Origin of the sequence: Enterococcus sp. AZ196 (assembly GCF_050498845.1) — a bacterium.
GTDB lineage: Bacteria > Bacillota > Bacilli > Lactobacillales > Enterococcaceae > Enterococcus_A > Enterococcus_A murrayae.
In genome coordinates this window covers 2,352,948-2,377,185 of sequence record NZ_JBIPAM010000001.1, presented here as the reverse complement: position 1 = coordinate 2,377,185, position 24,238 = coordinate 2,352,948, and the positions used below count along the sequence as shown (strand labels likewise).

Annotated in this window: 23 protein-coding genes; 17 read left to right on the top strand and 6 right to left on the bottom strand. The window is 42.8% G+C overall.

The window, feature by feature from the left end; all coding sequences use genetic code 11:
* Positions 1-156: 156 nt before the first annotated feature.
* The 6 genes from IGI67_RS11380 to IGI67_RS11355 all read left to right on the top strand — a co-directional run bounded on the left by IGI67_RS11380 (position 157) and on the right by IGI67_RS11355 (position 5,460).
* Positions 157-2,100 (top strand): BglG family transcription antiterminator, encoded by a 1,944-nt coding sequence (locus IGI67_RS11380; protein ID WP_429957765.1) that lies wholly within the window; start codon positions 157-159, stop codon positions 2,098-2,100.
* Positions 2,101-2,574: a PTS sugar transporter subunit IIA gene (locus IGI67_RS11375; RefSeq protein ID WP_207110086.1), complete on the top strand. Its 474-nt coding sequence runs from the start codon at positions 2,101-2,103 to the stop codon at positions 2,572-2,574.
* 13 nt (positions 2,575-2,587) lie between these two features.
* A complete protein-coding gene (locus IGI67_RS11370; protein WP_207110087.1) occupies positions 2,588-2,872 on the top strand; it encodes a PTS sugar transporter subunit IIB in 285 nt (94 codons plus the stop codon).
* A gap of 38 nt (positions 2,873-2,910) precedes the next feature.
* Positions 2,911-4,284 (top strand): PTS galactitol transporter subunit IIC, encoded by a 1,374-nt coding sequence (locus IGI67_RS11365; RefSeq protein WP_429957764.1) that lies wholly within the window; start codon positions 2,911-2,913, stop codon positions 4,282-4,284.
* A 23-nt stretch (positions 4,285-4,307) separates the two neighbouring features.
* A complete protein-coding gene (locus IGI67_RS11360) occupies positions 4,308-4,646 on the top strand; it encodes a hypothetical protein (protein WP_429957763.1) in 339 nt (112 codons plus the stop codon).
* Between the two features lie 166 nt (positions 4,647-4,812).
* The gene (locus tag IGI67_RS11355) at positions 4,813-5,460 is read left to right on the top strand and encodes a class II aldolase/adducin family protein (RefSeq protein ID WP_429957762.1); all 648 of its coding nucleotides are present in this window, start codon (positions 4,813-4,815) and stop codon (positions 5,458-5,460) included.
* 119 nt (positions 5,461-5,579) lie between these two features.
* On the opposite strand, the gene IGI67_RS11350 is transcribed toward IGI67_RS11355, so the two are convergent.
* Entirely contained in the window at positions 5,580-6,611 is a 1,032-nt protein-coding gene (locus IGI67_RS11350; RefSeq protein WP_429957761.1) for a zinc-binding dehydrogenase, read from the bottom strand.
* A 188-nt stretch (positions 6,612-6,799) separates the two neighbouring features.
* On the opposite strand from IGI67_RS11350, the gene IGI67_RS11345 reads away from it, so the two are divergent.
* The 11 genes from IGI67_RS11345 (at position 6,800) to lpdA (ending at position 19,422) form a co-directional block, all read left to right on the top strand.
* Positions 6,800-8,941: a BglG family transcription antiterminator gene (locus IGI67_RS11345; RefSeq protein WP_429957760.1), complete on the top strand. Its 2,142-nt coding sequence runs from the start codon at positions 6,800-6,802 to the stop codon at positions 8,939-8,941.
* Entirely contained in the window at positions 8,934-9,398 is a 465-nt protein-coding gene (locus tag IGI67_RS11340; RefSeq protein ID WP_429957759.1) for a PTS sugar transporter subunit IIA, read from the top strand. The genes IGI67_RS11345 and IGI67_RS11340 overlap by 8 nt, the downstream gene beginning before the upstream one ends.
* 124 nt (positions 9,399-9,522) lie before the next feature.
* Entirely contained in the window at positions 9,523-10,935 is a 1,413-nt protein-coding gene (locus IGI67_RS11335; protein WP_207110094.1) for a PTS galactitol transporter subunit IIC, read from the top strand.
* Positions 10,928-11,206 carry a PTS sugar transporter subunit IIB gene (locus IGI67_RS11330; protein WP_207110095.1) on the top strand — a complete coding sequence of 93 codons (279 nt, stop codon included), beginning with the start codon at positions 10,928-10,930 and terminating at the stop codon, positions 11,204-11,206. The genes IGI67_RS11335 and IGI67_RS11330 overlap by 8 nt, the downstream gene beginning before the upstream one ends.
* A gap of 119 nt (positions 11,207-11,325) precedes the next feature.
* Positions 11,326-12,063, top strand: a complete 738-nt coding sequence (locus tag IGI67_RS11325) for an SDR family NAD(P)-dependent oxidoreductase (RefSeq protein ID WP_429957758.1) — start codon at positions 11,326-11,328, stop codon at positions 12,061-12,063.
* Between the two features lie 10 nt (positions 12,064-12,073).
* Complete coding sequence (locus IGI67_RS11320) at positions 12,074-12,346, top strand: hypothetical protein (RefSeq protein ID WP_429957757.1); 273 nt, start codon at positions 12,074-12,076, stop codon at positions 12,344-12,346.
* Positions 12,347-12,984: 638 nt separating this feature from the next.
* Positions 12,985-13,941, top strand: coding sequence for a sugar-binding transcriptional regulator (locus IGI67_RS11315; RefSeq protein WP_207110098.1), 957 nt, complete (start codon positions 12,985-12,987; stop codon positions 13,939-13,941).
* A 16-nt stretch (positions 13,942-13,957) separates the two neighbouring features.
* Positions 13,958-14,962 carry a thiamine pyrophosphate-dependent dehydrogenase E1 component subunit alpha gene (locus IGI67_RS11310; protein ID WP_429957756.1) on the top strand — a complete coding sequence of 335 codons (1,005 nt, stop codon included), beginning with the start codon at positions 13,958-13,960 and terminating at the stop codon, positions 14,960-14,962.
* Between the two features lie 858 nt (positions 14,963-15,820).
* A complete protein-coding gene (locus IGI67_RS11305) occupies positions 15,821-16,798 on the top strand; it encodes an alpha-ketoacid dehydrogenase subunit beta (RefSeq protein WP_429957755.1) in 978 nt (325 codons plus the stop codon).
* Between the two features lie 12 nt (positions 16,799-16,810).
* Positions 16,811-18,019, top strand: a complete 1,209-nt coding sequence (locus IGI67_RS11300; RefSeq protein ID WP_429957754.1) for a dihydrolipoamide acetyltransferase family protein — start codon at positions 16,811-16,813, stop codon at positions 18,017-18,019.
* Between the two features lie 11 nt (positions 18,020-18,030).
* Entirely contained in the window at positions 18,031-19,422 is a 1,392-nt protein-coding gene (lpdA, locus tag IGI67_RS11295) for a dihydrolipoyl dehydrogenase (RefSeq protein ID WP_429957753.1), read from the top strand.
* A 53-nt stretch (positions 19,423-19,475) separates the two neighbouring features.
* Here the strand turns inward: lpdA and IGI67_RS11290 are convergent, their stop codons facing one another.
* From IGI67_RS11290 to IGI67_RS11270, 5 genes are all read right to left on the bottom strand, one after another.
* Positions 19,476-20,810, bottom strand: a complete 1,335-nt coding sequence (locus IGI67_RS11290) for a GntP family permease (protein WP_207110103.1) — start codon at positions 20,808-20,810, stop codon at positions 19,476-19,478.
* 63 nt (positions 20,811-20,873) lie between these two features.
* Positions 20,874-21,647: a 3-hydroxybutyrate dehydrogenase gene (locus IGI67_RS11285; protein ID WP_207110104.1), complete on the bottom strand. Its 774-nt coding sequence runs from the start codon at positions 21,645-21,647 to the stop codon at positions 20,874-20,876.
* Positions 21,640-22,299 (bottom strand): 3-oxoacid CoA-transferase subunit B, encoded by a 660-nt coding sequence (locus tag IGI67_RS11280; RefSeq protein ID WP_207110105.1) that lies wholly within the window; start codon positions 22,297-22,299, stop codon positions 21,640-21,642. The genes IGI67_RS11285 and IGI67_RS11280 overlap by 8 nt, the downstream gene beginning before the upstream one ends.
* Positions 22,293-22,949, bottom strand: coding sequence for a CoA transferase subunit A (locus IGI67_RS11275; RefSeq protein ID WP_429957752.1), 657 nt, complete (start codon positions 22,947-22,949; stop codon positions 22,293-22,295). Before IGI67_RS11275 ends, IGI67_RS11280 begins: the two co-directional genes overlap by 7 nt.
* 4 nt (positions 22,950-22,953) lie before the next feature.
* Positions 22,954-24,144 carry an acetyl-CoA C-acetyltransferase gene (locus IGI67_RS11270; protein WP_429957751.1) on the bottom strand — a complete coding sequence of 397 codons (1,191 nt, stop codon included), beginning with the start codon at positions 24,142-24,144 and terminating at the stop codon, positions 22,954-22,956.
* Positions 24,145-24,238: the final 94 nt, after the last annotated feature.

The window sequence follows — 24,238 nt, the reverse complement described above, 5'->3', positions numbered from 1 at the left end:
ATGAATATTTTCAAAAAAGAATCGTTCCTATTCATTAGTTCTTTCATGATTAATGATGAAAAAAGGATGCCTTTTAACTAACAAGAAAATTGACTATGATGAATATAAGAGATAGTGAGGCGGTCAGTCCGGCAAAATGAATAAGGAGGTGTGAAAATGGATAAGAGTATGCGGCGCCGAAATCAATTGCTTTCACTATTGGTTTCTGAAAGCGATTACAAGTCAACGAATTATTTCAGTGAGAAGCTAGAGGTCTCAACAAGAACCATTTTGAATGATGTCAATTTTTTGAATAAGGAATTGGTAAAGAAAGAGATAGAGATCGTCAAGGTCCCGCGGCATGGGATCAAATTAGTTGGAACTGAGGGGAATGTCAGTCAAATCACGGATTTCTCAGTGGAGAGCGACACGGATATTTATGATGTCTTGGGACGAAGAGAAGCCGTTTTTCGACAATTATTCATAAATCCTGAAGGGCAATTGCTAGAAGCATTGGAACGGGACTTTTTTATTTCTGATTCGACCCTAAAAAAAGATTTAGATTATCTGCAGCGGTATCTGCGTCGTTTTGAAGTTAAGATTTGCCAAAGCCGGCGCAAAGTAACACTTAAGGGAACCGAGGCTGACATTCAACAGTCCTATCAAAATTTCTTGATGACAAAATTTCCCGATGCCCTGCTTGTCAATAATGATGAGCTGCTGGTGCAATTGAGCAATTATTTTCCAGAAACACGAATCCAGCTAGTCAAGGATACGTTGGAGAAGTTTTCAGACATGTTTTACAGCGATATTTCAAACAAGTATTTTTCAGCAATTTTTCTTACCTTTTTATGTTTGATTACTCGCGCAGAACAGGGCTGTCATATGACGATCGAGGAAAAGAAGAAAAACGAACTAGAAGATCTAGCCCTTTACACCCAAACATATGAAATCTGCGCCTTCATTTCTGCGAATAGTTCGATTGAGCTTTGGTATCCCGATATTTATCATTTATCCGAAACGCTGTATGCCATGAACGTAAAGCCGTATTACAAATCAACAAAAAGCTATAGCAATTGTTATCAGGAAGCTGTTGAAGAATTGATGGCTGATTTAGGCAACTTGTTAAATATTGATTTCTCTGGCGATCAGGAGCTGCATGATTCTCTGATGAGCCATATCGTTCCGATGATCTATCGTCTGCGGCGGAATATCTTGATCAAAAATCCCTTTATGGAGGAAATCAAGAACCGTTATCTATTGCTTTATTCCATGATGTGTTATGCGACTAGCAGCATTGCACAACGTTTTTCGATCGAAATTACAGGGGATGAGATTTCTTTTTTAGTGATTTATTTTCAGGTTTCTTTGGAACGAAAATATGGCGTGAGCTTTCGCAATATTTACGTGGTTCTTTCCCGAGGGCTGATCACGAGTGATTTGATTTTTACCAAAATTCGTCGAATCATTCCTCATACAGATAAGGTCATTCAGTTAACAACAAAAGAGTTCGAGCAGGTAACACTGAACTCGCGAGATGTCGTAGTGACTACAGATGCTAATTTGAAGGCAAGAAATGTCGTGTATATCTCTCCAATGATCAAGGATGAAGAAATCAGCCGCATTGTTCATACCTATTACAAACGCTACAACGCAACGGTAAAAGAAAAAACGCAGGTCCAGCATCAGTGGATCAATCCAGACCTTATTTTTCTTCAGCAGCATGTGGAAAATAAAGAGGCGTGTTTGAATTTCATGATTGACCAGTACCAGCGGCTAGGAATCGCAAAAGAAAATTTTGGTGAATCTGTTTGGGTTCGGGAGAAGTTGGGAGATACCAGCTTTTCTGTCAGTGTTGCGATTCCCCATGCGGATCCAAGTGAGGTTAATCAAACGTCGATTGGGATCATGACCTTGGATAAAAAAATAAATTGGGGGATCAATAACGTAAATGTGATACTATTTTTCGCTATTTCAGATACGGATATCGATGCAGCAAAAAGCAAAATTACGGGATTACTTGAATTTATCGAGAAGGAGGAGAACGTGGAAAAGCTGATTCAAGTAACGGATAAACAGACACTTTTGGAGTTAGTGATGGGGGAAGGGAGTGCAATTTAGGTGGCTGATTTTTGGGATGAAATGTATTTAGATGAACATTTGGTAGATTTGGAAATGGATGAGCCTGATAATTTTTCAGCACTGGCTACATTAGCGGATCGTCTTGAAAATAATCAGTGTGTGAATGAAGCGTTTGGCCTGGCGATTCAAGAGCGGGAAAAGGAATTTGCGACCGGCTTGCCCTTGGAGCACATAGGCGTTGCGATCCCTCACACAGATTCAGAATATGTTTTCAGGCAATCAATGGCGATCGGTATTTTAAAGGAGCCAGTAATGTTTGAGATGATGGGTTCACCAGAGGTTCTAGTTCCGGTAAAAATCATGTTTATGCTGGCGATCAAGGAGCCGAAAAAGCAATTGGAATTTTTACAGGCGCTGATCGATATGTTTCAAACAGATGAAAAGGTCTTAGCTATTATTCAGGCAAAAACGGCGGCGGAGGCCGTAAAAAAAATAAAACAGAATCTAAATTAAGGACGTGGAGAAAATGAAAAATATTTTACTAGCATGTGGTTCAGGAATCGCGACTTCAACAGCAGTTAATGGAAAAATCTCTAAATTATTGGATGAAAATGGGTATAAGGGAAAATATAAAATTACCCAATGCAAGATTTCCGAGGCGCCCAACAAAGCATCCAATTATGATTTTTTGATCTCTACAACAGTGATACCTAAAGATTTAGACTGTGAATCTGTATCGGGTGTGTGCTTTTTGACAGGCGTGAACACAAAACCGACGATCGATCGAATCTTAGAGCTGATGGAAAAGTAACCTGCATAAAATAAAACGAGTAAAGAGAGGGATGAATCATGGATACTATTATTAAAGTGTTTCAATTTATTCAGGGATTGGGTGTATCCGTTGTAATGCCAATTGTCATTTTTATTATTGGTTGTGCCTTCCGGACAGGTGTTGGGAAAAGTCTTCGGGCAGGATTGACAGTAGGGGTAGGGTTTATTGGTTTGAATTTAGTTATCAACTCGCTATTAGGAACGAGTCTTTCGCCAGCGGTACAGGCGATGGTTGATCGTTATGGCTTGAGCTTGTCGACGATCGATGTGGGCTGGCCGGCTTCAGCGGCGATCGCAATGGGATCAACAGTCGGCTTGATCATCATCCCATTAGGTTTATTAGTAAATATTTTAATGCTGCTGACAAATACGACACAAACAGTTGATGTCGATATTTGGGATTATTGGCACTTTGCTTTTACGGGTGCTTTGGTAGCGATCATTACCGATACTTTATGGTTGGGAATATTTGCGGCAGTCGTCAATATGGTCATTATCATGGTTTTAGGAGACGTTACCGCTCCAGAGGTAGAAAAATCATTAGATTTGCCTGGGGTCTCGCTCCCCCACGGCTTCACAACTGCCTATGCGCCGATTGCGATGGTGATCAATAAAATAATCGATAAGATTCCTGGGGTTAATAAAATCAATATTAATATGGATACGGTCCAAAAAAGATTTGGTGTTTTTGGCGAACCGATCTTAGTAGGAACGTTTCTGGGGATCATTATCGGGATTATTGCAGGATACAACGTGACAGAAGTATTGACGCTGGGTGTTTCTCTGGGGGCTGTTTTAGTCTTGATTCCTAAAATGGCTGCGCTGTTGATGGAAGGACTGATCCCGATAAGCGACGCTGCCAGTGATTTTATTCAAAAGAGGTTCCAAAATCGTGGGAAAATCTATATTGGGCTAGATTCTGCCGTAGGTGTGGGGCATCCAGTTACTTTGGCGATTTCCTTCATCTTAGTGCCATTATTGATTTTCTTGGCAGTGGTATTGCCGGGGAACACAGTAATGCCATTTGCTGATTTAGCAGTTATTCCGTGGATGTTTGTTTTGATCACGCCGATCGTAAAAGAGAATGGCTTCAGAGGTTTGATTGTCGGTTTAATCGTCTTAGTTTTCGGACTGTGGATCGCAACGGACCTGGCACCGATGATCACTACAGCTGCCAACAATGTAAACTTCCAAATGCCGGAAGGGGCATCGCAGATTTCTTCTATTTGTGATGGGGCCAATCCACTAACATGGGCTTTGGTTCGGTTAAATGGGCTAGGCTACATTGGTACAGGGGTCGGGGCTGCTGTTGCCGTGGCCATGGCGGTTTGGAATCGCAATCGGATTAAAAAGGAAGCCGCTCAGCTTCATGACGAAGGAGAAGCTGCTTAATTGATATAAGGGAGGAAGAACGAATGAAACGGTTCGAATACGATAATACATTGTATTTTATGGATGTCCTAGTTACAGGAGTAGTCTCATTGATCGTTTTCCTCATTGCGATCAGTTCAATTATAGTCAATTGGATGCCTGCCTTGATGGGCTTAGTCGGCATCGTTGCTTTCTATAGTTTTTGGAATGCCCTTGTTGCAAGGGTCACACCAAAGGAAGTGGATGTAACAGGAGATAGGGTGCGTTTACGTTCTTTTAAGCGGACCGATGATTATAGTCTCACGCAATTAAAAAGCTTTAAGATCCGGGAATTTCCGACCGCAGGAAAAATGTATCTGCGGATGGATGGCGGCGGATATTAAAAGGCCGCTATTGGTTGAATACAAAAAATTATAATGATGGTCAAGAGCTGTTCCGGTTGTTGCTGGATCTGGAATATGAAAAGCATCCGGAATCACTGAAGGCTCGTGCCAGAAGAGTGAACACTGAGTATAATGCTCGTGCAAAAAAGAAAAAAGAGGCCAGCCGATGTTAGAAAAAGAAAAAGCAGAAATAATCGCAGCGGGAATAAAACTGGATCGCTATGGATTAATCTCATTGTCCGGCGGAAATGTGAGCATGCGAGTGGATCAGGAGACAATACTGGTCACTCCCAGCGGAATGATGTATGAAGAAATGGTTCTAGAGGATGTCCTTGTGATGACTCTGGAAGGAAAAATAATCGAAGGCGCACGTCGTCCAAGTGTTGATACGATCGCGATTCGCTATATTTTTCAGCATCTGCCAACTGTTAACGCCGTTATTCACACCCATCAGCCCTATGCTACAGGGATCGGTTTGGTGACTGATCGGATCGATTGCGATGTTACCACACTTGCTAATACGGCAAAGGGACCGGTCAATGTAGCTCCATACAGCTCAGCAGCCAGCATCGACATGGGCTATGCAGTCGCTGACCATATTGGCGATCAATTAGCAGTCGTATTAAAAAACCATGGTGTCGTAACGGTGGGTAAAAATCTAAAAGAAGCATTGTACGCAGCTGTTTATCTAGAAGAGGCTGCTAAAACGTTATTTGTCGCTCATTCCTATGGCGGTGAGATCGCTAAGCTAAGTGATGAGCAGATTCAAACTGCTGTTGAAGTATTCAAGGATTATGGACAGAGCCAGCATTGAAGTAGATCAACTTACGAATAGTTTCTGTGACAAGCGGAGCGAGCGTGTGACTTAACTGTCTGCCATTTTTAGGCAGACAGTTTTTATTTTGCAGTGTTGAAGAAAGGGTTGTACGCCAATTATTCTGGTTTTAGCAGGACTTTCAGCTCTTCACCGTTCATTGCTAAGCGGAAGGCTTCCTCCCACTGAGTTAACGGAAGAATGTTTGTGATTACAGGAGATAAGTCGATATTAGAGGTTTGCAGCCATTCGATCGTTTTAAGCCATGAGCTGGTTTTTTGAGTTCGTGATCCGATGAGCTGGATCTCTTTGTTTAGGAGCAGGCTCATATCAACAGGAACAGGATTTTTTGCGAATAAACCTTCCTGAATAACAGTTCCCTTCTTTTTAACAATCTCTAGTGCTTGCTGCAGCGCTTGCGGGCTGCCGGAGCATTCAAAAACTTGATCGAAGCCTAATTGTTCCGTCCGTTCAGCGAGGAAAGAGTCCCAATCAATTGTTTGGCTGTCGACGGTGAGAGAGAGACCGAGTTCTTTGGCTTTGGCTAAACGATAGGCATCTTTTGATATACCAATAAGTGTTACATCTGCCTTCAATGATTTTGCGACTAACGCCAGTAAAACACCAATCGGACCAGGACCAAATACCGCGATTTTTTCGTTGGGATGGATATGTGTCTTTTCCATTACAGCGTGGACACAGCAAGCAAGGGGTTCGATCAAAGCAGCAGTCTCATTTGAAATCCTTTCTGGCAGCTTATGACAGCGTTCTGCTTTGGCTAAAACAAAGGTTGCGAAGCTTCCATCGACCTGAGTGCCCAGCCCTTTTCGTTGGCTGCATAGGTTGAATTCCTGTGCGGAACAGTGGACGCATTTTTCACAAACTTCATAGGTTGTTTCACTAACAACTCGCTCTCCGACAGTGAGAGTTGTTACTTTATCCCCTATTTCATGAACTATACCAATGAACTCATGTCCAAGTGTCAATGGTATTTTTTTGTTATATTCTCCCTTAAAGGCATGAATATCAGACCCGCAAATACCGCTGAACACGACTTTGATTAATACATCATCATTTTTAGGTGATGGCTTATCAAAATCACATAATTCCATATTACCAAAACCGTCCTTCATTTTTCTTAGTGCTTTCAATGTAATACCCTCCTTAATCAATCCCTTTATTAAATTTGTTATTAAAAAATAGAGTTTTTTTAGTATGCCAAGCGTAGCATAGAAGCTTCCTGACTATCTATCACAATTCTTTTGAGAAATGAACAAAAAGGATTGGTCTTGTGAAATAATAGAGGGGAGATACAATTAAACGTGTAGAGGTGATAGTGATGAACAGAAGGATCAATAAAATTTTATTGGATATTTTGCATGAAAAAGAAGATTCATTGGCCAATTATGCAAAATTGTTTAAGGTCTCCGAACAAACGATTCGTAATGACGTCAAAGAAATCAACTTTCAATTGGAAAGCAGTGACGGAAATAAAGGCATCTATCTAGAAGATGGGTATTTACAAATACCAAAGGAGGTCGATCTAAAGGAACTGTTTAAAACCTATGCATCATTTCAACACTATCATTTAACCCTCGACGAACGCCGAACCATTCTCGCTTTACTTCTGATAACTAGTCATGATTATGTGACAACCTACTATCTCTCTGAATACCTCTTAGTCAGCCGTAATACATTGGTTAGTGATATCGAGGCGTTAAAAAAGTGGTTTGCGAAGAACGATCTGATTCTGTTATCCCACATTGGGAAAGGATACAAAGTTGCCGGCGATGAAATAAGGATTCGAAAGGCAATGACCAAGCTAATTATTTTCAATGGGTTGTTTGATTACGGTTATGATTATGCCTTAGGGTGGGAAAATAATATCTTTCAAAATCTGCTGCTGGATATTATTGATTCAGATAACCGCTACCAAACAGTCAGTCAGCTGCTGATGGAGGCTGAAAAGGAAGAACACTTGCAATTGTCCGATTTTTCTTATCAGGAGATGATCTGCTACTTGATCATTTTGATTGAGCGCATCAAGTTCAGTCATTATATTGAAGCCTCTGAAGACCTAAATGAAATGCTTGAGAGCTCCAAATCCAGCTTTGCCAAGACGATCATCAAAAAAATCGAGGAAGCCTACTCCATTGTAGCTGCGGAGGGAGAATTGGGTTATCTGATCTCCATTTTACGCAGGAAAAGTTATATCAAAAATAATGGACGTAAAATCGATTCGATTGAAATTCAAATCTTGATCAATGAGTTTATCTTTAATTTAGCGAAGGAGATGGATATCAAATATTACTTGAATAGCGATCTGTTTGATCTGCTGGAAAATCATTTAAAGCTGTTGATTTATCGACTTTCTCTAAAGGATAGCGTGGTAAATGTGTTGTTTGATGAGATTTATCAGTCTTATCCGGAGATGTTTGAAATTGTAAAACGAAATTTGCGAAAGATCGAAAGCTATTTGGAGGTTGATATCCAACAGAACGAGCTGTCTTTTATCGTTATGTATGCAATGGCCATTCTAGAAAATAGTAATAATACTCATTCAAAAGGTCAGATACGATTACGCATTGTTTGTAACTCCGGCAGTGGGACAGCCCAATTGATTAAAGTAAAGCTGCTTTCGGCATTTCCGCAGATTTCAGTAATCTCTGTTGACTCTTCTCATGCGCTGCAAAAGATTCGGCCGGATGATCAAGACTTAATCGTCAGTACGGTTCCTTTAAATTTCGACCAATCACCAGTTGTTTTAGTGAATCCGATTCTGACAGAGCAGGATATTGTTCGAATTCAAAAAGCATTGTATAAGATCAAGCCACGTCATTTCATTGATCAAGATTACTTGATTACCAAAGAAGAGGCGATGATTGAAAATTTCTTGCCGATTATTCAGAAATACATTGATGTGGGCGAATATCAAAATTTTTTAAGTGATATTGAATCCTTTAATCGCCTGAATGAGCGCTTGTCAGCAGAGACACAAGAGGTTAGCCGATTGACATCGATAGTGACTATCGAGCGAATTAAACTGGATTGTCCATGTGACGATTGGCAATCAGCGATCGAAGCAGCGGGGCAACTATTGTTGGCAGATGACTTGATTACAGCGGATTACATTCAAGGGATGATTCAAATGGTCGTCGAAAATGATTCATACATCGTTATTTCTCCGGGAGTCGCTATCCCGCATGCAGAATTTTCTCATGGGGCAAAGAAGATCGGCGCAAGCTTTGTTCGTTTAAAGGAGCCGATAAACTTTAATCATCAGAAAAATGATCCAGTAAAATATGTAATCGCTTTCTCTTTGCCGGAAGGTGTTTCCATCGGAACCTGTCTTTATTATTTTACTGAAATCTTAGCAACGGAGAATTTTTTGGAAATAATGGATCAGTGTCGTTGTGAACAAGAGGTAATGGTCCAGTTAAGAAAATTAGAAGATAAAGTGATGGGGTTTCCTTATGAATAAACTACTAAGTAATGAAAATCAGAAGTTTCTGTACTATGCATTTGATGAAAAGGAGCAGGAGGCACTGCTTGCTAATATGAGTGAGGTTTTGATTGATGCAGGCTTTGTACATGAGAGCTACAAAGAGGCTGTGATTGAGCGGGAACGGGTCTTTCCTACAGGATTACCAACGCAGGGGATCAATGTTGCTATTCCTCATACAGATTCGATCCATGTAAAAAAGGAAGGTTTTTTAGTAGGTGTGTTAGAGCAGCCAGTCACGTTTGAAATGATGGCAAGCAAGGATGTTTATCTAGAGGTAGAACTTATTTTTATGTTGGCGATCAAACAGCCGGAAAATCAATTGGTGATGCTGCAAAAGCTCATGTTGTTGTGTCAGGATGAAAAAAATCTACAGCTACTAAAATCAAAAGAGCAGGTTGTTGAGGTTGAGCGATTATTGAAAACGATCCAGTAATGGTGTTCGTTTGCTGGTTTTACTTTTTGCTTCAGCAGATTAGTAAAACGCTGTATGGCTTGACTGCAAAAGCTTTTCCATTTTATGGAAAAGCGATTCATTCAAAGGAGAAGGAGAAAAAACTATGTTAGATATACTTAAAGCAGGGGTAAATTATATCTTAGATTTAGGCGCAGCGGCGATGCTGCCCATCATTTTGACCGTCTTTGGCTTGGTTTTAGGGCAAAAGCTGAGTAAATCTTTTCGTGCCGGTTTAACTGTCGGGATCGGTTTTACTGGGTTGAATCTAGTGATTGGATTGCTTTCGGATTCTATCGGGGCATCCTCCCAAGCGATGATCGAACGGTTAGGGTTACAATTGGATATTTTAGATGTGGGGTGGCCGATTGGAGCCGCAATCACATTCGCAACGCCGATCGCAGTTATTTTGATTCCAGTCATTTTTATTTTTAATATGATCTTGCTGCGATTTAATTTAACAAAAACGATGGATGTGGATTTATGGAATTATTGGCATCTGATTTTCCCGGGGGCAATGATTTATTATGCGACAAACTCAATTTGGATCGCTATTATTTGTTCTCTGATCAATACGTTCGTTATTTTCAAGCTAGCCGATTGGACGGCTCCAGCAGTCGAGCATTTCTTTGGACTGCCGGGGATTTCGCTGCCCCATGGAGAGACGGTGAACTTTGCGCCACTGACCTACGCGTTGAATCGTGTGTGGGATAAAATTCCAGGTATCAACAAAATTGATATCAATGCAAAAAATCTAAAGGAGCGCTTGGGAATTTTTGGCGAACCAATGATGATCGGGCTGGTCTTAGGAGTTGGAATGGGCTTATTGGCAGGCTATGACTCTCAGGCAATTATTCAATTAGGTGTTCAAACCTCAGCGGTCATGATTTTAATGCCGAGAATGGTGGCCTTATTGATGGAAGGTCTGTCACCAATTGCAGAAGGAGCCAAGGCGTTTATTCAAAAACGTTTCCCTGGAAAAGAAGTGTATATCGGATTAGACGCGGCTGTTGTAACGGCACATCCAGCCATTATCACAGTAGCCTTGTTGATGGTCCCAATTACGATCCTGCTGGCAGCTGTCTTGCCATTTAACCGTCTGCTGCCTTTTGCTGATTTAGCGGTGCTGCCGTTCACGGTCATTTGGTCAGTCGCAGCATCGAAGGGCAATATTTTCAGAGGCTTGTTAAACTCGATCGTATCGATTTGTATCGTATTCTTCATCGCAACGAACTTAGGCGCATTGACTACAACGATGGCGCATGCGGTAGGCTTTGCTTTCCCAGAAGGGGCGACGATGATCTCAGGAATTGATATGAGCTCTCACATCACCTTATGGATCATGCTGAAATTGATTGACCCATCGAACCTGCCAGCCTTCATGGCAGGAGTCATAGCTTTAGTGATGTATGGCGCATTGTGGTTCTGGACACGAAATGACATCAAAAAACAATATGGATTACCAACTGGAAAAGATGATCCAAATAATACAGTCAAGGGAGCTGGAACGAATGAATAAAAAGCATATTTTGATCGCCTGCGGTACAGGAGTGGCGACATCAACCGTCGTTTGTATGCGGGTAAAAGAAGAGCTGGAGAAAAACAATATCCCGGCAACCGTTGAACAATGTAAGGTTGCTGAATTACCTTCGAAAATCAGCGGTGCTGATCTGGTGGTGACTACGACCGCTTATGAAAGCGAGGATATTCCGGTAATCCGAGCACTATCGTTTTTAACAGGTGTCGGTATTGAAGCGGATGTGCAAAAGATTATTGATATTTTAAGCTAAAGGAAGTCAGTTCCATTTTTGCAGTTTTATTGCGAGGAAATAAATCAGACGATTTGAAGAGCGGGTTTATTTTCTACAGAGAAAAAATAAAGGCACTAAAAGGAAAAAGGAGCGGGCACATGAAGGGAAAAGTTGCGGTAGTTACTGGAGCCGCTAAAGGAATCGGAAAAGCCATTGCACGCAAGTTTGCAGAAGCTGGTGCACATACAGTAATTTTGGATTTTGATCAGAACAATGGGGAAGAGACTGCGGCGGAATTTTCTCGCGACTATTCAGAATCACTCTTTATTAAAACAGATGTTTCTGATCCAGAGTCGTTAAGGAAAGCCAGCGATCAAGTATTGGCGTATTTTAAGCGGGTAGATATTTTGGTGATCAATGCGGGAATCAGCTACCTGCATTCAATTGATGAAATTTCGATTGAAGAGTGGCAACGTGTACTGCGCATCAATTTAGACGGCTCCTTCTATACGTTGAAGGCATTTTGCGATCATTTTGTAGATAATGTCGGAAAAGTAATCTTTATCACTTCCGGCTCAGCGATTACAGGAACCGGCGGCGGTATGCACTATGCCTCTTCAAAAGCGGGTCAACACGGCTTGATGCGGGCAGCTTCGAAAGAATTCGGACCTAGAGGGATCAACGTCAATGCGATCGCTCCACGGGTAATTCAGACGGGTATATTAGATACTCTTTATCCTGACGATGCCAGTCGAGAGGAGCTGCTGAAAAAGATCCCGCTTCGGCGAATTGGCCAACCAGAAGATATCGCGAACCTGGCATTGTTTTTAGCAAGTCCAGAAAGTTCTTATATTCATGGGCAAATTATGTTAGCGGATGGTGGAAGAACCTATTAAAGGAGAGCATATGAAAAAAATTTTAGTCGTTGCCGGAACGTCCGATAATAAACGAAATTTTGCGGTGAACTACATTAGCGAGTTTATGCAAAATAAAGGAATGGACGTCGAGGTTGCTGGAGAAAGTATTTATGATGTAACAGAAATAGCGGCAGACATTTCAGCAATCGTCGCCATTGGTCAGCCCCAATTTCATACGACTGTCCCAATCATTGATGGGACTCCTTTTATTACGAAGTTCAATATGGACAGCTGCTGTCAGCAGCTAATGGAGCAACTGTAAAAAGCAATTTGAAGGATGACAGCTGTGTTCACTTTGTTCTTTCATGATTAATGATGAAAAAAGGATGTCTTTAAACAGGTAGTGGAATTTATTATGATGAAGATGAGAAGTAGGGAGGCGCTGTGGCGTAAAGCTTTTAGTAAACACTGATCGTTTGCCGGAAAACTAGCTGAAAGTCAGCTGTACTGCATCGATAATGCGTTCAATGAACGGAAAGTTAGTTATGCTTCGGCTTCTATCGTGAATGAGAATGAAATTGGAAAAGTCATAGTGAAAATCCTCCTTATTGGTTTATTCGTGAGAGCCCAATAATAACTGATTTTTACTATGACGTTTTTTTTTGCTTGAATAATCACTGACAGTACAAGAATGTGAATTCTAGTAACATTTGTTACGGAAATCGCGTCGCTGGAACATCCGATAAAGATGAGCTTGTGAAAAAAATCATTTAGAGAAAGCGTTGACACTTCCATCGAACCCTCTTATGATGACAGTGTAACATATGTTAAATATAAGAACATATGGTAAATGACGCGTTTAGTCAAAAAAGAGTCGCTGTAGGATGTTCGTTTTATTAAATGCGACAGCAGGTTAGTGAAACGGTATGTGTAGTTAAGATCGAACTGGGAGGAAATGAGATGAGTTATTCCGACGATGCACGATTACTGACGGAGATTGCTTCAATGTACTACGAAGAAGGCGCCAAACAATCAGAAGTAGCAAAAAAATTCAATATCAGCCGTTCGTTAGTTTCTAAGTATTTAGCCAAAGCACGTTCCTTGGGATTAGTGGAAATTATCATTCATGATGATCTAGTTCATCCTTATCGGTTATTAGAAGAAAAACTGGTGGAGAAATATGGATTGACTGAGGTGATCTGTATTGCACCAGCGGCCGCTGAAATGCTGAATAAACGAATCGGCATTGCGACGGGAAAATATTTGACTCGAATTTTGAAGGGTGATGAAACAGTAGGCGTATCGGCAGGGATGGTCGTCCACGAAGCAGCACAAAATTTTTTACCGAAAAATCAAATGGAGAATGTCCGGTTCATTCCACTAGTCGGCGGCTTAGGACAAGAGCATACGGCACTGCAGGCCAATGTGGTCTGTGAGATTTTTGCCCGCAAAAGCGGAGGCTCCGTATTAGAACTGCATGCACCGATCACGGTGGATTCTGCAGAAGCCAAAAAAGTCTTTATGGCACAATCCTTTATCAAAAATGTTTTTGATAAAGGGAAGAAAGCCGATATTGCATTAGTCGGAATCGGCGGCTTGCCAGCCTATTCCACAATGACCAAAGCCTATTTGCCGAATGAAGAGGTTCCACTAAGAAAGGAATTAACTGCTGGCAATGTGTCAGGAGATATTTGTTACAACTTTATCGACGAGGAGGGCGAATTAACAGAATGTACTTGGAATGATCAAGTTTTGGCGATTAGTTTGGCGGAGCTCAAACAGATACCAAAGCGTATCGGAGTATCCGGAGGCAAAGAGAAGGTCAGCGGAATACGTGCCGCATTAAAAGGAAAATTGGTCAATGTTTTGATTACTGATGAAGAGACAGCTAAAACGTTATTAGATGAAGATAAATAAAAATGGAGGCGCATAAATGATGGCAGCAACGAAAAACATCTCGATTCCGAATCGAGCAGGTTTGACGGATGAGAATTTGGTAGAGCTTTATCGCAGAATGTGGGAGATTCGATTCTTCGATGAGAAGGTGGATCAGTTATTTGCGAAGGGCTTGATCCATGGAACGACTCACTTAGCGGTGGGACAAGAGGCAACAGCAGCAGGCAGCGGAGCTGTTTTACGTAAAACAGATTGGATCACTGCCACACACCGAGGTCATGGGCAAACGATTGCTAAAGGGACGAATATCAATGAAATGATGGCGGAATTATTTGGTCGTACGACAGGAACGAACAACGGAAAAGGCGGTTCGATGCACATTGCCGACCTTGATACGGGAAATCTTGGCGCTAATGGAATCGTAGGCGGAGGCTTTCCAATCGCAACTGGCGCGGCACTAACCTCAAAATTGAAAAAAAATGATACGGTCGCGTTGGCCTATGCCGGAGATGGTTCGACAAATGAAGGCAGCTTCCACGAATCATTGAACCTAGCTTCTATTTGGAGTTTGCCGGTAGTCTTCTTTATTGAGAACAATCAATACGGAATGAGCGGCCCATTTAAAACGATGATGAATGTCGATCGTTTATCTGAGCGGGCAAAAGCTTATGGTATCGAAGGGATTACGATCGAAGGAAATGACGTCATCGAAGTAATCAATACGACTTATGATGCGGTAGAGAAAGCACGACGCGGTGAGGGTCCAACCTTGATTGAAGCAATGACCTATCGATGGAAGGGCCATTCAAAATCAGATGCGAAGAAATACCGCACGAAGGAAGAAGAAGAGGACTGGCGTAAGAATCACGATCCAATCAAATTGGCCCGTGAAAAATTTGTAGCGGCAGGAATTTTTACAGAAGAAGAAGCGGAAGAAATCAGATTAGCAGCCAAACAGGCAATTGAAGATGCAGTTACCTTTGCGGAAGAAAGCCCAATGCCAGCGCTCGAAAGCATGTACGAAGACGTTTATTCAGACTAGAGCAGAAATAGGATGGTATACGAGCAGAGAATCAGATTTATTTTTCGGTTTATGAAAAATAATTACGTTAAAACGAAGTAGGATGTCAGTTCCGCTTTTCCCAGAATAAAAGAATACAAGAAAAAATGAAGTTGAAGGAAAACAAGAATCAACCAGTTTAGCGGAATGATATACGAGCAGAGAATCAAATTTATTTTTCGGTTTATGAAAAATAATTACGTTAAAACGAAGTAGGATGTCAGTTCCGCTTTTCCCAGAATAAAAGGAAATAAGAAAAAATGAAGTTGAAGGAAAATAAGAATCAACCAGTTTAGCGGAATGATATACGAGCAGAGAATCAGATTTATTTTTCGGTTTATGAAAAATAATTACGTTAAAACGAAGTAGGATGTCAGTTACGCTTTTCCCAGAATAAAAGGAAACAAGAAAAAATGAAGTTGAATCAAAACAAGAATTAACCAGTTTAGCGGAATGATATTCGTGGAGAGAATCAGATTTATTTTTCGGTTTGAGAAAAATAATTACGTTAAAACGAAGTAGGATGTCAGTTACGCTTTTCCCAGAATAAAAGGAAACAAGAAAAAATGAAGTTGAAGCAAAACAAGAATCAACCAGTTTAGCGAAATGATATACGTGCAGAGAATCAGATTTATTTTTCGGTTTTTGAAAAATAATTACGTTAAAACGAAGTAGGATGTCAGTTCCGCTTTGCCAGAATAAAAGAATACAAGAAAAAATGAAGTTGAAGGAAAACAAGAATTAACCAGTTTAGCGGAATGATATACGTGCAGAGAATCAAACTTATTTTTCGGTTTGTGAAAAATAATTACTTTAAAACGAAGTAGGAGGAAGCAGAAAATGAGAGAAATCACGTACGCGGAAGCAGTCAGAGAAGCAATGTCTGAAGCGATGCGAGAAGATGAAGATATTTTCATGTTAGGTGAAGACATCGGTGTTTATGGTGGCGCTTTCGGTGTGAGCCGCGGCATGGTGGAAGAATTTGGTGAAGAACGGATTCGTTCAACGCCGATCTCAGAATCAGTGATCGCTGGAGCTGCTGTTGGATCAGCCATGACTGGGATGCGTCCGATTTTTGAAATCCAGTTTTCGGATTTCATTACAATCGCCTTGGATCAAATTGTTAACCAAGCGGCGAAAATTCGCTACATGTATGGCGGAAAAGCGAAGATTCCATTGGTAATGAGGACTCCCGGAGGTTCCGGAACTGGGGCCGCGGCGCAGCATTCACAAAGTTTAGAGAACTGGACAGCTCATGTTCCTGGATTGAAAGTCATCCAGCCAGCAACTGCTTATGATGCAAAAGGGCTGCTGCATGCGGCGATCGAAGATAACAATCCCGTTATGTTTTATGAACACAAGCTTTGCTACCGGACGAGCTCGGATGTGCCAGAAGGAAAATACACAATCCCGATCGGCGTGGCGGATGTCAAACGAGAAGGCACAGATATTTCCGTTGTAGCAACAGGCATTATGGTTCATAAAGCGTTAGAAGCGGCGGATATTTTAGCAGAAGAAGGCATTCAAGTCGAAGTTGTCGATCCGCGAACGTTGGTCCCGTTAGATAAGCAGACGATTATTGATTCTGTTGTGAAAACAGGTAAAGCGGTCGTGGTTACTGAAGCAGTCAAGCGTAGTGGATTCAGTGCTGAATTAGCTAGTGTGATTGCCGAGGAAGAATGCTTTGATTTCTTAGACGCGCCAATCGTTCGTTTGGCCGGTAAGGAAATTCCAATGCCTTATCATCCAGAGCTTGAGAAGAAAGCGGTTCCTCAAGTGGAGGATATTGTTGACGCTTGTCGTGGATTGATGGCATAGAGGGGGATAAAGATGGCGAACGAAGTATTGATGCCGAAGTTGAGTTCCACAATGGATGTGGGAACGATCACGACTTGGCTAAAAAACGAAGGGGATTCTGTAGAGATCGGGGAAGCGATTTTTGAAGTGATGACCGATAAAATCGCGATCGAAGTGGAAGCCTACGATGAAGGGATTTTACTCAAAAAATATATCGGCGACGGTGAAAGTGCACCAGTAAATTCAGTGATCGCCTACATTGGTGAAGCCGGGGAAGACGTTCCTGCGGAGATGCCGGGTGCTGGTTCTGAGACTGCTGAAGAAACAAAAGCCGAAGCAGCAGAAACAACGGAACCAGCGAAAGAAACAACGATCGTAACAACAAAAGTTCGCGCAACACCAGCGGCGCGTCGGATTGCACGAGAAAAGGGGATCGATTTGCAAAAGGTTCAGGGCTCTGGACCGAAAGGCCGCATCCAAGCACTCGATGTGAAGGAATACCAAGAACCGGCAGCAGCAGCGTCAACAGCAAAAGCTGCTGAAGGTGAGCTGATTCCTTGGAGCGGCATGCGTAAAGTAATTGCAGATAAGATGTCAGAGAGCAAGCACACGATTCCGCATGTCACAATGAATGCTGAGGTTGATTTGACGAAAGTCATCGAGTTGCGGAAACAACTGCTGCCGATGGTGGAAGAGCGTACAGACGAACGGTTATCTTTCTTAGAAATTATCGCCAAAGCAGCGATGGTAGCATTAAAGGCGTATCCAGAATTTAATGCCCATGCTTATGCTGAGGGAATTAAACAGTTTGATCAGGTTAATCTTGGGGTGGCCGTTGCCGTTTCCGACGGTTTAATTGTACCGGTCGTTGAGCAGGCGGATCAAAAAGGCTTGAGCGACTTGACAGCAGCAGTGAAAGCTGTGACGAAAAAAGCCCGAGATGGTCAATTGATGCCGGCAGAAATGAGCGGCGGAACCTTTACCATTAGTTCATTAGGCCGCAGCAAAGTCCAAACCTTCAATCCAATCATCAATTTACCGGAAGTAGCGATCTTAGGAGTTGGCGGAAGCTACGATAAATTAGTGGTTGAAGACACACCAGAGGGACCACAGGTGGCGACCATCACAGCGTTGAATCTATGCTTGTCCTTTGATCATCGGGTCGCTGACGGCGCACCTGCCGCAGCATTCTTAAGTATGATTGTTGACCTGCTGGAAAATCCAATGAGCTTGTTGCTGTAGGGGGCGTGGAGATGACAAAAAAAACAGAAACAGTCGTAATCGGCGCAGGTCCTGGCGGTTATGTGGCAGCAATTCGAGCCGCACAGTTAGGTCAAAAGGTGACGGTGGTAGAGGCGGAACATATCGGCGGTGTATGCTTAAATGTCGGATGTATTCCATCTAAAGCATTGATCACAGCAGGCCATCGTTATCAAGAGGCACAGCATTCTGACTTTCTAGGGTTACGTGTGAAGAAGGCTGCTTTGGATTTCACCAAAACACAGCAATGGAAAGATCAGCAAGTTGTTAAAACATTGACCTCAGGTGTAGGGATGCTTTTAAAGAAAAATGGCGTGGACGTCATCATGGGGCGTGCCAAATTTACTGGACCGCAAAGTCTGACAATCACAACCAAAACAGGTGAAGAAAAACTAGAGTTCAAGCATGCGATCGTAGCGACTGGCAGCCGGCCTATCGAAATTCCTGGTTTTGCTTTTGGCGGCCGCATAGTAGATTCTACTGGTGGGTTGAACCTGAAGGAGATTCCTAAGAAGCTGATTATTATCGGCGGCGGGATTGTTGGTTCGGAGCTTGGCGGTGCGTATCGCAATCTTGGTTCTGAGGTAACGATTATTGAAGGGGCGGAAAATATCGTTCCGAATTTTGAAAGCGACATTCAACAGCTGGTCGCAAATAAGTTCAAACAAAATGGCGTGGAAATTTATACGAATGCGAAAGCGAAAAAGACGACGGAGACGACCGATGGTGTTGCGGTAGAGTTCGAAGCAAAAGGCAAGACCCAAACCATCGAAGCCGATTATGTAATGGTAACAGTCGGCCGCAGACCGAATACAGAAAACTTAGGCTTGGAAAAAGCTGGAGTCACTCTTACGGAAAGAAACTTGATCAAGGTGGATGAGCAGTATCGGACTTCGCAGAAAACAATTTTTGCGATTGGTGATATCGTAGAAGGGTTGGCGCTTGCTCATAAGGCCAGCTATGAAGCAAAGGTCGCGGCAGAAGTGATTAGCGGGAAGAACGTAGCGAAAGATTATCGTGCGATCCCGGCAATCTGCTTCACGGATCCAGAAGTTGCCACTGTCGGATATACATTAGCGGAAGCGAAAGCAGAAGGAATCAAAGCGCAGACAGCGAACTTCCCGATGCAAGCCAATGGGCGAGCATTATCATTAAATGCGACGGAAGGATTTGTCCGCTTAGTCTTTGAAGCAGAGACCGAACTTATTTTAGGAGCTCAAATCGTCGGAGTCAATGCCAGTGATCTAGTGGCTGAGATCACGTTGGCAATTGAATCCTATCTGACCCTGGAGGATATCTCTCTGACGATTCATGGGCATCCGACATTATCTGAAATGGTGATGGATGCTTGTGAAGTTGGGTTAGGATTGCCGATTCATATGTAAATAAATAGACCTCATAAAGACGAACGAGTTGTTCGGTTTTATGAGGTCTATTTTTAATACATTACAGAGCCAACGATAATGATGATGATTTCAGCAATCAAAGTCCCCATAAATACGGTAGTGAAAGTTTGCTTAAATCCATTCTTATGGTTTAAACCCGTTAGGCTTAAGAAGGTCAGCAGCACACCGCTTTGCGGAACAATCGTTAAAATATTTGAAGCAACGGCGGCGACCCGGTGGATCATCTCGGGATTTAATCCAGTTGAAAGGTAATATTCTGAGAAGTTGGGCATGACGATTCCCAACGCACCAGAAGAGGAACCCGTGATAGCAGACATAGCTGAGGTTAGTACAGTTAAACTAATCAGCGGGCTGCCTGGGATATTCAGGATCAAGTCAGAGAAAATTTTGAAGCCGGGTGCAATCATCACTACCGCCCCAAAGGCCACAGCTGATGCCGTTGCAAAGATTGGACCGACAGAGCCGGTAGCCCCAACACTCAGTGAACCGATTTTGTCAGGGATATAACCGTAAAAAAGAACCAGCGCTAATACGATCCCGACGAGCAGAGCTACATAGATAATATTTTTTTTGATGAAATCATTTCCTAATACACTGCCGGAGATTGCGATAACGACTAATACTGTTAACGGCATAATGCTGGCAATGAAGGCAGGCTGTTTCCGATCAGAGGTTTCCGTTTGAGCCCCCGAAGTGTAGGTAGAAAAATTTTCTCCCTTGGCTAAGCTTTTGTTCAACGTACGTTTCATGTAAAACAAGCCAAAAATGACACAGCCAATACTGCCTAAGATACTAGGGACAGCTGCCGCGGTCAGAGAAGTATCCAGGTATTGGATTGGGATGACATTTTGAATTGCCGGTGTTCCAGGCAAGACCGTCATCGTGACAGTCGCTATCCCCAGCCATAATGGGATTTGGATCAAATTCCAAGCAAGATCCATTTTTTTGAAAAGTGACTTAGCTAGCGGCAAGACTGCAAACATTACAACGAATAAGCTGATCCCGCCATAGGTTAGGATCGCACTGATGATAAAAATAGCAACGAGTACGCGATAAGGGTTATCATACCCGACCTTTTGTAAAATAAAATCAGCAATCGAAACGGTGGCATTGCTGGCTTCCATCAATTTAGCCAAAATCGAGCCGAGCAAAAAGATCGCGAAATAATTCAAAATATAGGTGGACAGCGCCCCCATATAGTTGTTGGGCTGGTTTCCTAATAGAGAAGTGACAACATCCATTCGATTCAAAAGTACAACGATCAACGTGGCCAAAGGAGCTGCGATAATAATGTTGATTTCTTTTAGTGAAAAATAGATGATTGCAGCGACACCCAGCAGGACACCGATCGAACCAAGCAAACTCATGATTTTCCTCCTTCATAGAACGAGCGAAAACATTTTGGAAGCATGCTTTCGCCCGTTTGAGATTTATTGAGCGGTGTAACCGCCATCAAGTAATACAGCTTGTCCAGTAACGCCTTTTGCTTTATCACTTGCTAAGAAGGAAACATAATCAGCAATTTCTTGGACATCGATCAAACGTTTTTGCGGTACGAGCGGGTACAGAACCTCCTCTAAGACATTTTCCAACGGAATTCCCCGAGTCTTAGAAAGATCTTCAAATTGCCCGCGAACGAGCGGCGTATCTACGTAACCGGGACAAATAGCATTTACAGTAATCCCTGAATCAGCAGCCTCTAAAGCAGCAACTTTGGTTAAGCCGATGATGCCGTGCTTTGCGGAATTATAGGCAGATTTTCCAGCAAAACCGATCACGCCATTGATGGAGGCCATATTGATCACCCGGCCATGTTTTTGTTTTTTCATTGTTGGGAAAGCCCGTTTGATTGCGATAAAAGGAGCAACCAGCATAACTTTTAGCATGAATTCGAATTTTTCTGTTGGGAAATCCTCGATCATCGCTACGTGCTGCAGACCGGCATTGTTCACTAAAATATCTAAGCGGCCATATTTTTCAACCGTTTGGTCGATCGCAGCATTGATCGCCTCCTCTTTTGTTACATCACAGACGATTCCGAATGACTCATGCCCTTGCTTATTGTAGTTGGCTACTTGTTCATCCAGCTTCTCTTTATTGATATCTGAAAAGACGACGATCTTTCCTTCATTTAAAAACGTTTCTCCGATTTGTTTTCCAATACCGCTAGCGGCTCCTGTTACGAATACGACTTCTTTAGACATTTTGCATCTTCTCCTCTTGAATGTTTTTTATTAACGGCACTTCTGTTGCCGCTTGAATTTCTTCGAATGTAAAATCTGGATAAATCTCTGTGACTTCAACACCTTCTGGGGTAACTCGGAAGACTCCCATCTCGGTGATAATCAGGTCAACGATTCCTTTTGCTGTCAAAGGAAGTGTGCAGTTCTTCAAAATTTTTGGCGTTCCTTTACTTGTATGCTCCATGGCAACAATGACTTTTTTTGCTCCAGTCAGTAAATCCATCGCACCGCCCATGCCGGGAACCATTTTCCCAGGAATCAAGTAATTGGCGATGTTGCCATTTTGATCCACCTGCAAAGCACCCAAAACCGTGACATCTACATGACCGCCGCGAATGATGCCAAACGAGGTACTGCTGTCAAAAAAAGCACCGCCAGGCTGGATCGACACCGGCTGTCCGCCCGCATTGACGATCGTTGGATCAATTTCTTCTGGTACTGGACCGAGACCAATGAATCCATTTTCAGATTGTAAGGTTACATGAATGCCGTCAGGAATGTAGTTAGCGACTTTAGTTGGGAGTCCAATTCCTAAATTGACTAATGAATGATCCGTTAGTTCTTGAGCGACTCGTCTAGCGATACGCTCTTGCATTTGATCTTTTGTTAGCATGCTGCACCTCCTTCCACAAGATAATCAACAAAGATATTTGGTGTATGAACAAAAATTGGATCAATCGTGCCAACTGGAACGACTTTGCGTGCTTCCACAATAGTCGTTGTCGCATTGGCAGCCATAAGATGGTTAAAGTTGTTTTCGGAACCTGCGTACTGAAGGTTGCCGGATTCATCTGCCACATCAGCAAGGATCAAAGCGACATCCGCTTTCAAAGGTTTTTCAAGCAGATAGTCACGATCATCGATGTTTAAGACAGTCTTTCCTTCTGCGACAAGGGTCCCAACGCCAGTTGGTGTCAAGAAGCCGCCCAAGCCGTAAGCGCCAGAACGGATTTGTTCGATCAGCGTTCCCTGCGGTACCAAATCAATGATTGTTTCCCCTTCATTCATTTGTCGGCCGGCTTCACGATTTAAGCCGATATGAGAGGCAATGATTTTAGTGAATTGCTTATTCACAACCATTTTCCCGACGCCCTTATCAATGAATCCTGCATCGTTGCAGATCAACGTTAGATTTTTAACGCCTTTTTCAACCAAAGCATCAATCAATGCTTCTGGTGTTCCATTTGCCATAAAACCGCCGACCATCAGGACGTCGCCATCATTGACCATTTCTGCGGCTTTGCTTATATCAATTGTCTTCATCCTATTATTCCTCGTTTCCGTTCTTAACGATTAAAGAAGTTCCTTGTCCGCCGCCGATACAAAGCGTTGCCAGACCATAAGTGACCTCTCTGCGTTTCATTTCATGTACTAAAGAAACCAAGATTCGAGCGCCGCTGGCACCAATTGGATGGCCTAATGCAATCGCACCTCCGTTGACATTCACCTTGTCAGGGTCCATCTCAAGCGCTCGCATAACACTAATCGCCTGTGAAGCAAATGCTTCGTTAGCTTCGATCAAATCAATAGCCGACATGGTTAACGCCGCTTTGCTTAATGCTTTCTTAGTGGCCGGAATAGGGCCGGTGCCCATTATTTCAGGGGCTACTCCTGCGCTCGCATAGCTAACGATTTCGGCTAAAATGGGCAGATTTAACGCCTCTGCTTTTTCGCGGCTCATAATTAGAACCGCCGCCGCACCGTCATTAATACCAGAGGCATTCCCAGCGGTCACGCTGCCATCTTTGGCAAAGGCGGGGCGCAATTTTTGCAGCTTTTCAAAGGAGCTGTTGGATTTAGGGTATTCATCCTTAGTGAAAAGTAGATCTTCGCCGCGGCGTTGAGGGATGGTGATCGGCACGATCTCTTCAGCGAATCGCTCCTGTTCCAACGCTGCGACTGCTTTCTTTTGACTGTTCGCCGCAAATTGATCTTGTTCTTCACGTGATATTTGGTATTTTTCCGCGATGTTCTCAGCCGTAATTCCCATGTGATAGTGGTTAAAGGCGTCGGTCAATCCGTCATTGGTCAAGGTGTCGATGATTTTCCCATCACCTAACCGACCACCCCAGCGATGATCCTTTAACACATAGGGTGCTTGGCTCATATTTTCGGTACCGCCGGCAATAATAACCTCAGCATCTCCGCAAGCAATTGCTTGGATCGCCAGCTCGACTGATTTTAAGCCGGAGCCGCAGACCATATCTAAGGTAAAGGCCGTTTTTTCAACCGGTATCCCGGCATTGACGGCGATTTGTCTAGCGACATTTTGTCCAAGTCCGCCATGCAGGACATTTCCGAAGATGACTTCATCTATTTCGTCAGGGGCGATTCCCGCTTGTGCTAGAAGCTCCTTGACAACTTGCTGACCCAAATCAATGGCTGAAATATTTTTTAATGTTCCGCCGAACGAGCCGATAGGTGTTCGTAAAGCAGAGGTAATGACGATTTCTCTCATGCAAATACTCCTTAAAATAATTTTAGTGGATTAAAAGCGCTTTCAATCAATTCCATGGAAAGCATAACAAGAATATGCGCAGAAGCAAAATAGC

Bases quoted from the DNA above. Each gene is read 5' to 3' on its own strand.
- IGI67_RS11380 (WP_429957765.1), top strand. From the start codon at position 157: ATGGATAAGAGTATGCGGCGCCGAAATCAATTGCTTTCACTATTGGTT.
- IGI67_RS11370 (WP_207110087.1), top strand. From the start codon at position 2,588: ATGAAAAATATTTTACTAGCATGTGGTTCAGGAATCGCGACTTCAACA.
- IGI67_RS11365 (WP_429957764.1), top strand. From the start codon at position 2,911: ATGGATACTATTATTAAAGTGTTTCAATTTATTCAGGGATTGGGTGTA.
- IGI67_RS11360 (WP_429957763.1), top strand. From the start codon at position 4,308: ATGAAACGGTTCGAATACGATAATACATTGTATTTTATGGATGTCCTA.
- IGI67_RS11355 (WP_429957762.1), top strand. From the start codon at position 4,813: ATGTTAGAAAAAGAAAAAGCAGAAATAATCGCAGCGGGAATAAAACTG.
- IGI67_RS11345 (WP_429957760.1), top strand. From the start codon at position 6,800: ATGAACAGAAGGATCAATAAAATTTTATTGGATATTTTGCATGAAAAA.
- IGI67_RS11340 (WP_429957759.1), top strand. From the start codon at position 8,934: ATGAATAAACTACTAAGTAATGAAAATCAGAAGTTTCTGTACTATGCA.
- IGI67_RS11335 (WP_207110094.1), top strand. From the start codon at position 9,523: ATGTTAGATATACTTAAAGCAGGGGTAAATTATATCTTAGATTTAGGC.
- IGI67_RS11330 (WP_207110095.1), top strand. From the start codon at position 10,928: ATGAATAAAAAGCATATTTTGATCGCCTGCGGTACAGGAGTGGCGACA.
- IGI67_RS11325 (WP_429957758.1), top strand. From the start codon at position 11,326: ATGAAGGGAAAAGTTGCGGTAGTTACTGGAGCCGCTAAAGGAATCGGA.
- IGI67_RS11320 (WP_429957757.1), top strand. From the start codon at position 12,074: ATGAAAAAAATTTTAGTCGTTGCCGGAACGTCCGATAATAAACGAAAT.
- IGI67_RS11315 (WP_207110098.1), top strand. From the start codon at position 12,985: ATGAGTTATTCCGACGATGCACGATTACTGACGGAGATTGCTTCAATG.
- IGI67_RS11310 (WP_429957756.1), top strand. From the start codon at position 13,958: ATGATGGCAGCAACGAAAAACATCTCGATTCCGAATCGAGCAGGTTTG.
- IGI67_RS11305 (WP_429957755.1), top strand. From the start codon at position 15,821: ATGAGAGAAATCACGTACGCGGAAGCAGTCAGAGAAGCAATGTCTGAA.
- IGI67_RS11300 (WP_429957754.1), top strand. From the start codon at position 16,811: ATGGCGAACGAAGTATTGATGCCGAAGTTGAGTTCCACAATGGATGTG.
- lpdA (WP_429957753.1), top strand. From the start codon at position 18,031: ATGACAAAAAAAACAGAAACAGTCGTAATCGGCGCAGGTCCTGGCGGT.
- IGI67_RS11290 (WP_207110103.1), bottom strand. From the start codon at position 20,810: ATGAGTTTGCTTGGTTCGATCGGTGTCCTGCTGGGTGTCGCTGCAATC.
- IGI67_RS11285 (WP_207110104.1), bottom strand. From the start codon at position 21,647: ATGTCTAAAGAAGTCGTATTCGTAACAGGAGCCGCTAGCGGTATTGGA.
- IGI67_RS11280 (WP_207110105.1), bottom strand. From the start codon at position 22,299: ATGCTAACAAAAGATCAAATGCAAGAGCGTATCGCTAGACGAGTCGCT.
- IGI67_RS11275 (WP_429957752.1), bottom strand. From the start codon at position 22,949: ATGAAGACAATTGATATAAGCAAAGCCGCAGAAATGGTCAATGATGGC.
- IGI67_RS11270 (WP_429957751.1), bottom strand. From the start codon at position 24,144: ATGAGAGAAATCGTCATTACCTCTGCTTTACGAACACCTATCGGCTCG.